The sequence below is a fragment of the Caldicellulosiruptor obsidiansis OB47 genome (assembly GCF_000145215.1).
GTDB classification, from domain to species: Bacteria; Bacillota; Thermoanaerobacteria; order Caldicellulosiruptorales; family Caldicellulosiruptoraceae; genus Caldicellulosiruptor; species Caldicellulosiruptor obsidiansis.
Genome location: NC_014392.1, coordinates 1,998,674 through 2,010,087, shown reverse-complemented (window position 1 = coordinate 2,010,087; position 11,414 = coordinate 1,998,674). Strand labels below are relative to the sequence as shown.

Below are 11,414 nucleotides of genomic sequence, written 5' to 3'. Positions count from 1 at the left end.
AGAATGAAAGCTTATGCAATGGTTTTAGAAGAGTTTAACAAGCCATTGAAGATGAAAGAGTTTGAATTAATGTCTCCAACTGATGGAGAACTTTTAGTAAAGATAGAAGCAGCAGGTGTTTGTGGCTCTGATGTGCATATGTTCAAAGGAAATGACCCGCGCACAAAACTTCCTATGATTTTAGGCCACGAAGGTGTTGGGCGTGTGTATGCTATTTCAGGTCAGTGGCGTGATATAAATGGCGAGAAGATTCAGGAGGGGGATTTGATAATTTGGGACAGGGGTGTTGTGTGTGGCAAGTGCTACTTTTGTGCTGTCAAAAAAGAAAGCTATCTGTGTCCGCACAGATGGACATATGGTATAAGTGTTAGCTGCGCAGAGCCCCCATATTTGAGAGGATGTTATTCAGAATATATTTATCTTCACAAAAATACAAAGGTTCTTAAAATAAAAGAAAATGTTGAGCCAGAAGTTTTAGTTTCTGCCTCATGTTCTGGCGCAACATGTGCTCACGCTTTTGACATTGTTTCACCTGATTTTGGTGACAGTGTTCTAATTCAAGGACCAGGTCCTATAGGGATTTATGCGATTATTTTTGCAAAACTCAAAGGAGCAAGAAGTATAATTGTGATTGGCGGCACAAAAGAAAGACTTAAAATGTGTGAGGAATTTGGGGCAACGCATGTGCTTGATAGAAATTCAACTACAGTTCAGCAAAGACAGGAAATAATAATGGATATCACAAATGGGCGTGGAGTCGATTTGGCAATTGAAGCTGTGGGACATCCATCAGCAGTAAGTGAGGGAATAAAACTTGTGCGAAATGGTGGAAGTTACTTATCACTTGGTTTTGGTGATCCAAACGGCAGCGTTACACTTGACTGTTATTATGACATTGTAAGGAAAAATTTAAGATATCAAGGAGTATGGGTCAGTGATACAAAACATTTAAATATGGCAGTTAATGTGGTGTTACAAAATAAAAAACTTTTTAAAAAAATGGTTACGAATATTTATAAATTGACTGATGCGACAAAAGCACTTGAGGATATGGGAAACAGAAATACAATAAAATCTGTTCTGAAGCCATGAAGATAATTTAAAAGGGGGCATACAGTCTTGAAGATTGCAAAGGTTGGTCTCATTGGAATTAGTGGATTTGGGAGTATACACTTACGGTCAATAGAACAGCTCCAGGGAAAGATGGTTGACTTGAAGGCAATTGTTGCAACAAGCTACGAAAAAAATAAAGAAGTGATAGATAGATTGACTTCTCGAGGTGTTGAGTATTATCAGGATTATAGATTAATGCTTGAAAACCACAAAGACTTAGATTTTGTTGCCATCTCAACACCCATACACCTACATGCTCCAATGGCAATTGATGCAATGAAAAGAGGTTTTAATGTCCTGCTTGAAAAGCCGCCTGCTGTGACAATTCAAGATATTGACGCTATAATTGAGACAAAGAGAAAAACAAATAGGGTTTGTAGTGTGAACTTTCAAAACACTTCAGGTAAAGCATTTAGAAAACTTCTTGAGTATATAAAAGAAGGCCGACTTGGTAGAATAAAATCAATTGTTGGTGTTGGACGTTGGAAAAGGGATGAAAGCTATTATCAAAGAAATGCATGGGCTGGTAAACTCGTTGTTGATGGCAACTATGTCTTGGATGGAACAATAAACAATCCTCTTGCACATCTTTTAAACAATGAACTAATTATTGCTGAAACAGCTCAACCAGGTGGAGGAGTTCCTGCACATGTTCAAGCAGAGCTTTATCATGGTCATAAAATTGAAGGTGAAGACACAGCATGTGTGAGAATAATTACTCATGGAGGCACAGAAGTATATTTTTACTCGACCCTTTGCAATAGAGATGAAGAATCTCCATTTATAATTATTGAAGCTGAAAAGGCTAAAGCGAATTGGTGGTTTTCTAATAGATTTAAGATTGAGTATTGTGATGGTTCTGTTGAAGAATTTGATGGTGGCAAAGAAGATTTGTTTGTCAATATGTATGTAAATATGGTAGAACATTTATTTGAAGGTAAACAGCTTTATTGTCCGCTGGAAATAACCCGCAATTTTGTATTGGCATCAAACGGGGCTTTTGAGTCGTCTAAAAGAATTTTCGATATTCCAGATGAGTATTTAGAGATTAACAGTGAAAATGGGAAGATATGTACCTATATCAAAAATATCAAAGAAATTATAGATGAGGCGGCTGAAAGTAAAAAGCTTTTTTCAGAAATAGGAGTGCCGTGGGGCAAGGAGACAGAACCTTTTGATTTAACAAATTATAAGAAATTCAATATGTTTAGAGAGAAGTGATTAAAGAACTCAAAAGAAAAAGAGACCTCCTTGGAATTGTTTATAGGGAGGTCTTTTTATGTCAATTTTAAAATTCAATCACCTTTCCCTCGTCAGCAGACTGCCTTGCTAAAAGCGAAGCCAGGGTCACGTAAAAGCTATCTTCGCTACTTACTAAGCACTTCTCTGTACCTCTTACTTCATTTAAGAAATCTAAAAACACAATAGGTGGTTTTTCTAGGGAGACTTCTGTGACTTCTTTAGTTGTATCATTTAGCAGGTAAACTTTTCCGTTTAAAACTTCAAGAATTCCTTTTGTCCCCACAATTCTAACTCTGTCATCATCATGAGTAGGAGCAGTAGCAGGACGTAAATAATCAATGTTCACCGTTGCTAAAATTTCATCTTCCATCAAAAAACTACAAAAAGCAGTAGTTTCAAGCTCACCATGATCATTATTGTAAAGTCTTGAATGTCTTGCAAAGACCAATTTAAATTTCTTGCCACTCAGCCAATAAATCCAATCGATGGCATGAATACCAACCCAGGGAATTGTTCCGCCATATGTTCTTCTCTGCTTGTAAAAGTCGGGTCTATTTCCAAGCTTATAAGATTTTTGAGCATGTAAAAGTCTGATTTCGCCTATCTTATTTTCTTTTATAAGTTTATAAGCTGTCCAAAAATGGGGTGTATACCGCAATCCCAGCATTGACGAAAGTTTTACTTTTGTTTGCTTCCACACACTCTTTAGTTCTTCAAGTTCTTCGATTGATAGTGCAACAGGTTTTTCAACATATACGTGAATTCCTCTTTTCATAGCTTCAATTGCAAGCTTAGAATTTTTATAAAAAAATGTATTAATCACAGCAATGTCAGGTTTGAGTTCTTCAAACATCCTTATAGGATTGCTATAGACCTCAGGAGCAAATCCCATCTCATTTACTTGAGAAAATAATTTTTCTATATTCTCTCCTTCACATCCAGGGGAAATTCCCACAATTTTGGCATCAGGGTCTTCTTTTATTCCTCTTAAAGCATATACATAGTGTCCACTACTGCCTACTATGCAAATTTTCATTTAAAATCTCACACCTTTCATTTAAATTTTTTAAAACATAATTGTCTCAAATAATGACCATGCAAAGAGCTTGTGCATCGGGCGACTGGGGTGATTTATAAAATTTGAAAGGAGATTTGTTGTATCAACCCCACTGTAGTAAAGTTTCTTCCATTTTTGATAACAATCACAAACTACAATCTTTTCCTTTTGGCAAAACTCTTTAGCTGAATCTATGTAAAGGTCTAACGTTCCATTGATCTGACTTTCCATATTTAATTTTGCCATCTCAATCAAAGGCAAACTCTTTATAGCTGGTGAAATATAAGTGTTTTTCATATTGGGAGTTAAAAAGATTACTTCGATATCATTCTTCTTAAGTTCTAAAAATATTTTTGCTAAACCTTCTAAATATTCATTCAAATACTCTTTTCCTTTATTGCTATCATTTAATCCATAACAAACTACCACAAGGTCGGGGTTAAACCTTAAAACGTCTCTTTCAAGTCTTTGCGAGCCACCTTGTGCTGTATCACCGCTTATGCCTGCGTTAACTATATTAATCTGAGCAAACGGAAATACCATTGATAAGATTTTTTTAAATTGATTGTGATAAACAGCTTCAAAATCACACACAACTTCTAATGTTCTTTTTGTTCCTTCAATAACCTCAAAACAACCGTGGGTTACACTGTCTCCTAAAAAGACAATTGTAGGTATTGGACTGAAGTGATAATTATCATTTTTTTGTCTGATTTTTTCTACAATACGCATCATTCCCGAATCTGCCTCCAGTCTTTATATTGACAAGTTTCATATTGTTTTAATTTTATGCATTTTTGGTTCAATCACTTCACCTTCAAAAAGCTGTAGCATTGAAGTTGACACTTCAAGTGTAAATTTTATCTTCTTTGAAGAAAGTAAATCAGAAGCTACCTTCCACCTATAAGGCTGCCAGCACCTTGTACCTATAAATTCATCATTTATATAAAGACTTACGCACCGATCTATGTTATCTTCGATAAAGAATTCTACAAAACCACTTTCCAAAGACGGCATTTGAAGATCTTTTTCGTACTTTATAAAACCAGCATAAAAAGGAATGCCATTTTCAATATCTTTACCAAAGCAGCCTTGAGTTGGAAGTTTGCCTATATGCCAGCTGTCATTTAGTTTAAATACACCTGCCATGCTGAAAATATAAATGGGTGTAAGAAGTCCATCAAATGATTTGCTAATCTTTACACATACAGAAAGCTGATTTTCCCCCAATTTAATTAAGTTGCTAATGTCATATGCCAAATTAGTATGAGAATAAAATCTTTTAGGTACAAAATCTTTTGGTAAAATAGTGTAACCATTCAAAAGTATAAACCATTCACCTTTTATACTTTCATCTTCAATCACAAGCCAGAATTTTTGGTCTCTAGCATCTACAAAAAATGGAGTCGTGTATATTGCCTCAAAGCTTGGCAACGTTATTTCTTTTGGACATCCAAAGAAACTTTTTGTTTTTATTGGTACTGCAATTTTTGCTTCTTCCAATTGGTCAATTATCGGTTTTGGGGCAACTGGAATTTTTGAAGTGACTGAGTACTGTTCATTTTCGTTGTTGAAATTCAATTTTAAATTCCATCTGCCAAGCCTTAAGGGATTTAAACTCTCAATTGAAAATTTCCAGGGATCTTCAAGAGATATTTTGTATTGAAAAGCTCTCTTTTCAATATTATTTTTGTGGTTATTTTTCTTAACACAGCTTTTTTCTAATTTAATTAAATACGATTGAAAAGGCTCAAAATCCATGGAAAAAACCATTTGTTTTTTTTCTGAAGAATTTTCAAAATTTATTTCCTCTTCGGAATCTTGCGATGTCAAAGGCACCGAATAAATTTTATTTATCTCATCAGCATTGAAATTCAAGTGTACCTTGCAGATCTTCTTTTCATTAGTTGGGTTTATAATAAATAAAAAGTCATGTTCTGTGTTCTCAAAGTAAACACAGAGAATACCACGGTCATTAGAAGATTCATATGATACACTTACAGGCTTTTTACAAATCTTGTCAATTTTTGTTGCTAAATCTTCTATATTACCAATGAAGATACAACTGTTAAGAAATACTGTATTGTTCAATTTAGAATCTGTTGTATATGCCTTTGCGATGTCCATAGGATTTACTCCAAGAAAATTGCTAATATCTTTGGCAACATCAAAATCTTCGATGTTTTGGAATGGCAAACAGCCAATAAATACAACTTTGCATCCTTTCAATATTAGATCTTTTATCTTCATGTAAGCCTCTTTTTCTAAATTGGTCACAGGTGGAATGATCAATAATTCAAATTTTTCATTGTCATAATAGATTTTCTGATTCCTGCATTCCAAACTCCCCACTAATGACTGGTCAATCACATAGTAGTCTACATTTTCTTCTAAGAGAATTTGTTGAATTCTACAGAAATCCTTTGAAATCTTTTCTTTTACTTTTCTGTCGTTAAAACAAGTCCACTGGCTTGTAATTGGGTCTACTACAAGTACATCAACTTTTCTTTTGCAATTTTTAATCATTTTTATAATGTTTTCCACATACTCAGACATTGCTTTTTGATGTTTCCACCATGGCATCTGGAAAAAGGCTGAAGGTGGAGCATCATGCTTTTTAAGTCCATCTGCACTATAATAAAAGGCATGGGGGACAAACATATCTATTCCCTGCAGTATTAGCCAGTCAAAGATCCATTTCATATCTTGCATTGTCATGCTCCAGCCAATACTGTGAAAGCATTCACACAAAACCCTTTCCTTTTTATAAAAGTGAGCGGCAGATGATGCTATCTTTGGATTTGCTCTGTAGTTTTCAGATACAACCTGGGGAATGTCACCAGCCTTTTGATGTCCTGCGTCTATTCCAGGAATATCCATAAAGGCTAATTGTGAGCTTCTCAAAATTGGCTTTTCACCCACATACAAAAGATTGTTCTGGTGGCACCATTCAAGGATTTGTTTGTCGTAGCTTTCAATAAATGTATCCACAACAAGCTTCCAAAACTGATACTTAATTTTTGAACCGGCTGTATCAAATATATCTAAACAAATAATTTGGGGTAGTTTCTCAATAAGATTTTCTCCATATGTTTGCTCAAAAAGCTTAGGAAGCAGTTTTGACCAGGGAAGTTTTACGGAAACTGGAGCTGTTTCATCTGTAAAAATTCCTTTGATTGTTTTTCCAAATTCATGTCCTAAATGTTTTTTGTACTTTTCATGAGTTGTTTGAATAAACAATTTTACCGCATCTTTATTTAAAGGATCAATAAATGTTCCAAAGTATTTGAAGTTTTTCAATGGATATTGGTAAAACAAAAATATTTTCCACTCTCCTTTTGGTGCTTTCCATTTGAGAACTTTTGCATTATCTCCAACAAAGTATCTTTTTCTATTGTAAAATGTAAGTCCACTTTCTTGGTAAATGTGTTCTTTGTAGATTATACCGATATTATCAATCAAGTCTATGTATTCATTCCATATTATAGCATTATTTCTTACTTTATAAGCTCTTGCCAGTAAAACTTCGCTCATGGGAATTTCAATGCAAATCTCTTCATTACCTTTTGCATCGACAATCTTATAATCTAATATAAAAGCTTGATATTCAGGATGCTGAGCAATTACTTCACCAGCTGAAATTCCACTCGGATAAGGATATTCATCATAAAGCCACACTTCCATGTTATATTTTTTTGCACATTCAATTGCAACAGAAACCTTTTCAAACCACTCATGAGAAAGGTAGGGTATTTCAAGACCTTGACGTGGATGGATGAAGAACCCGCCAATTCCTTTTTCATGCATCTGAGCTATTTGCTCTGCTATTTCATCATTATTTATTTTTCCGTTCCAAAACCAGAATGGTTTTATTTTGAAGTTAATATTCATTTCTTTCACTCCCAAGTAGAGAAATTTGCATTAAATTTTATTTATTTTGTTTTTTGATTAATTATATTCTTAATTATACTCCACAAGTTAAATACAATCAACATAGAATTAAACAAAACAAAAACATTATGCTATAATATTTAAGAAGCCCAAATTATCTTAATTATTGAAGTGAATAAATACAAAGTGATAAAATAAACAATAAAGGAGCTTTAGAAAAGTTCAAACTGAGAGGAGTGGTTAAGATTCCAGCTACAATAAAAGATATAGCAAGGTATACAGGACTTTCAATAGCGACTATATCAAAGTATCTCAATGGTGGTAATGTGCTAGAAAAAAATAGGATTCTTATTGAAGAGGCAATAAAGGCGTTGGATTTTGAAGTGAATGAGATTGCAAGAGGACTTAGAACTAACAAGACAATGACAATTGGAGTTTTAATTCCTGTTTTTGAGGTTTTCTTTAATACAATTGTATCTTCGTTAGAAAATGTTTTGCTTGAAACCGGTTATAGTGTTGTCGTATGTGATTACAGAGATGATGAAAAGTTAGAAAAGGAAAGGTTAGATTTTCTTTATAAAAAAAGAGTTGATGCATTAGTGATTGTACCCACATATTTGAAAGGAAGCGATGTTAAAAAGATTATAAAAAGAGACATTCCAATTGTGGCGGTTGACAGGCCAATTGAAAACTTTGAGTGTGATACGATACTTGTGAATAACTTTGAAGTTTCGTATCAGGCAGTTGAGAAGTTGATTTTAATGGGGCACAGAAAAATTGGAATAATATGTGGTCCACAGAATATTTATACAGCTCAAGAGAGATTAAATGGCTACATGAAAGCGCATATTGATTATAAAATATCTGTAAATGAAGAATATATAAAATTTGGAGAATTTCATAATATGGAATCAGGCTACAAAAAGATGATTGAGTTACTTGAAATGGCTAATCCTCCTACAGCTGTTTTTATTACAAATTATGAGATGGCTCTTGGGGCAATTATTGCTGTAAATGAAAAAGATATAAAAGTTCCAGATGATCTGTCAGTAATAGGTTTTGACAATTTAGAGATGGCAAAGATAGTAAAACCCTCGTTATCGCTTGTTGTCCAACCGATGGAAGAAATAGGAGAAGTCGTAGCATCTTTATTGTTAAAGAGATTAAAAGGAGATAAAACTGATTTTCCTCTTCAGAAAAAGTTGAATGCACAAGTTTTGATAAAGAATTCAGTCAAAAAGATAACATAAGCAGTTTCTTTAGAGTATACTGATTTTAAAAATTAAAAGATTAGGATTGGCAGATAAATTTACATGTTATATTTTTTATGTTGATAAATTTAAAAGTTTTATTTTTATTTATTTAAAGTAAAACGTTTAGATATTTTTTATTCTCTCTTTATAAAAAAGTTAAAAAAGCAGCTGTAATATATTGAAATTAATAACCTTATAAACTGCAATATTTTTTAATAAAACAAGAGCTAAAGGAGAAGAACAAGCTGTTATATGGGCAAGAGCAGGTTAGATAGGATGTCAGCGATATCCAGTTCACTGGGGTGGTGATAGTAGCAGTACATGGGATGGCTTGGCAGCTACAATTCGAGGGGGGTTACATCTTGGTGTATCAGGGTTTGGTTTCTGGAGCCATGATGTTTCTGGATTTCATGGTCTTCCAGATTTTATGAATAATTGGCCTGATGACGATATTTATGTTCGCTGGACACAGGTAGGTGTATTCACTTCGCACATGAGATACCATGGGGCTTCCCCACGAGAACCTTATAATTATCCTAATGTATCCGATATTATAAGAGAATGGTGGAAATTACGATATGCGTTGATTCCATATTTTGTTAAGCAAGGTAAAAAAGTTACAAAGACAGGATATCCTTTCATAAGAGCGTTACTTATTCATCATCCTGATGATGAATATTGCTGGTATATTGACGATGAATTTTATTGTGGAGATGTTTTCTTGGTGGCTCCAATTATAAATTCTGCAGGAAGAAGAAACATTTATTTGCCCAAAGGAAATTGGGTAGATTTTTGGTCAGGAGAACTTATTGAAGGTCCAGTTATGCTGAAAGATGTTTATTATCCACTGGAAAGAATGCTTGTATATTGTGTTGCCGGCTCTAAGCTGGAAGTATACCCATACGTAGTACAACATACAGGTGAAATAGATTTTAATAAAACAGAGATAATTACCTTTGATCACACATATAAAGGTTTTTCTAAATCAATTCTTGGAAGGATAATAAAATTATAGAAGGCAATTTAAAGGAAAGTAACAAAAAATAAAACATGGAACGGGGGAAAATAAATGAAAGAACAAAAACAATCTTTAATACCTTTAAGAGCTTCTCTTCACAGTGATAGTGAATACTACAATAGGTTTAAATTAGACAGAAACTATATTGCATCTTTGAAAACCGAAAACTTGCTTCAGAATTTCTATTTAGAGTCTGGAATAATGAGTTGGAGTTTTCTACCACAGGATATTCATGGTGGATGGGAGTCACCCACATGTCAATTAAGGGGACATTTCTTAGGGCATTGGTTATCAGCGGCGGCAAGAATATACGCAAGTTTTGGAGATGAAGAGATAAAAGGAAAAGCAGATTATATTGTTGACGAGCTTGAAAGGTGTCAAAAAGAAAATGGGGGAGAATGGGTAGGTTCTATTCCTGAGAAATACTTTGAATGGATGGCAAGAGGAAAATGGGTATGGGCACCACACTATACAGTTCATAAGACTTTCATGGGACTTGTAGATATGTATAAATATACCTCAAATCAAAAAGCGCTGGAGATAGCAGATAGGTGGGCTAATTGGTTTTACAGATGGAGTGGACAATTTTCTCGGGAGAAGATGGATGACATTTTAGATTATGAAACTGGTGGTATGCTTGAGATATGGGCAGAGTTATATAACATAACAAAAGATAGTAAATATAAAGAATTAATGGAGAGGTACTATAGAGGTCGCTTATTCGACAGACTGTTAAATGGTGAAGATGTATTGACAGGTAGGCATGCAAATACTACAATCCCAGAAATACATGGAGCAGCGAGAGTATGGGAAGTTACAGGGGAAGAGAAGTTTAGAAAGATAGTTGAATCTTATTGGAGAGAAGCTGTAGAAGAGCGTGGATATTTTTGTACAGGTGGTCAGACGTTAGGGGAAGTATGGACACCAAAACACAGAATAAGAAATTACCTTGGTCCGACGAATCAAGAACATTGTGTGGTTTATAATATGATACGCTTGGCTGAGTTTTTATTTAGATGGACAGGGGATAAGAAATACAGCGACTATATTGAGAGAAATATTTATAATGGATTATTTGCACAGCAGAGACTTAAAGATGGGATGGTAACATATTTTCTACCGCTGATGCCAGGCAGCCAAAAGAGATGGGGAACACCGACAAATGATTTCTGGTGTTGTCATGGAACGTTAGTGCAAGCACATACTATTTACAATGACATAATTTATTACAAAACCCCAAATGGGGTAGTAATAAGTCAGTTTATACCTTCTTTTGTAACTTGGAAAGATGACAAAGGAAATGGCATTACAATAAAGCAATACTATGGAAGAAGACAGGAAAGTTTTGCTTATACAGCCGAAAAGGATGAAATATGTATAGAGGTTCAGTGCAAGGATCCTATAGAATTTGAGCTTGCAATAAGAAAACCGTGGTGGGCTAAGAAGATTGAAGTAGCAGTAAATGAAGACTTAAATTATGGAGTTGATGATTCTTCATATATTAAATTAACGCGAAGATGGAATAGCGATAAAATTAAGATTACCTTCTACAAAACGGTTGAAACCTGTCCAATGCCAGACGATCCCCAGCAAGTAGCTTTCATGGTAGGTCCTGTTGTGTTAGCAGGGTTGTGTGAAAGAAGAAGAAAGATTTATATTAATGGTAGGAAAATAGAAGAGGTAATTGTACCAATTAATGAGAGAGGTTTTGGACCAATCCAATATACAACTTATGCTCAAATTGAAGATATACTATTTTTACCGCTTTGTTATATAGATGATGAAAAATATACTGTATATTTTCTAATTGATTAAAACCAAAGTACAAAAAATCCAACGG

Annotated in this window: 8 protein-coding genes; 5 read left to right on the top strand and 3 right to left on the bottom strand. The window is 34.2% G+C overall.

Annotation, left to right across the window (positions count from 1 at the left end):
* Nucleotides 1-3: 3 nt before the first annotated feature.
* On the top strand, nt 4-1,092 hold the full coding sequence (locus tag COB47_RS09335) for a zinc-binding dehydrogenase (protein WP_013291129.1): 1,089 nt from the start codon (nt 4-6) through the stop codon (nt 1,090-1,092).
* Nucleotides 1,093-1,119: 27 nt separating this feature from the next.
* Complete coding sequence (locus COB47_RS09330; RefSeq protein ID WP_013291128.1) at nt 1,120-2,334, top strand: Gfo/Idh/MocA family protein; 1,215 nt, start codon at nt 1,120-1,122, stop codon at nt 2,332-2,334.
* A gap of 67 nt (nt 2,335-2,401) precedes the next feature.
* On the opposite strand, the gene COB47_RS09325 is transcribed toward COB47_RS09330, so the two are convergent.
* Genes COB47_RS09325 through COB47_RS09315 form a run of 3 tightly spaced genes read right to left on the bottom strand, consistent with a single transcriptional unit; the run spans nt 2,402 to nt 7,303 of the window.
* Nucleotides 2,402-3,391, bottom strand: a complete 990-nt coding sequence (locus COB47_RS09325; protein WP_013291127.1) for a Gfo/Idh/MocA family protein — start codon at nt 3,389-3,391, stop codon at nt 2,402-2,404.
* A 30-nt stretch (nt 3,392-3,421) separates the two neighbouring features.
* Complete coding sequence (locus tag COB47_RS09320; RefSeq protein ID WP_013291126.1) at nt 3,422-4,147, bottom strand: SGNH/GDSL hydrolase family protein; 726 nt, start codon at nt 4,145-4,147, stop codon at nt 3,422-3,424.
* A gap of 36 nt (nt 4,148-4,183) precedes the next feature.
* Nucleotides 4,184-7,303: a glycosyl hydrolase gene (locus COB47_RS09315; protein ID WP_013291125.1), complete on the bottom strand. Its 3,120-nt coding sequence runs from the start codon at nt 7,301-7,303 to the stop codon at nt 4,184-4,186.
* A 236-nt stretch (nt 7,304-7,539) separates the two neighbouring features.
* On the opposite strand from COB47_RS09315, the gene COB47_RS09310 reads away from it, so the two are divergent.
* The 3 genes from COB47_RS09310 to COB47_RS09300 all read left to right on the top strand — a co-directional run bounded on the left by COB47_RS09310 (nt 7,540) and on the right by COB47_RS09300 (nt 11,389).
* Nucleotides 7,540-8,553 (top strand): LacI family DNA-binding transcriptional regulator, encoded by a 1,014-nt coding sequence (locus COB47_RS09310; protein ID WP_013291124.1) that lies wholly within the window; start codon nt 7,540-7,542, stop codon nt 8,551-8,553.
* A 274-nt stretch (nt 8,554-8,827) separates the two neighbouring features.
* Entirely contained in the window at nt 8,828-9,571 is a 744-nt protein-coding gene (locus COB47_RS09305) for a TIM-barrel domain-containing protein (RefSeq protein ID WP_083771540.1), read from the top strand.
* Nucleotides 9,572-9,625: 54 nt separating this feature from the next.
* Nucleotides 9,626-11,389, top strand: a complete 1,764-nt coding sequence (locus COB47_RS09300) for a beta-L-arabinofuranosidase domain-containing protein (RefSeq protein ID WP_013291123.1) — start codon at nt 9,626-9,628, stop codon at nt 11,387-11,389.
* Nucleotides 11,390-11,414 lie beyond the last annotated feature (25 nt).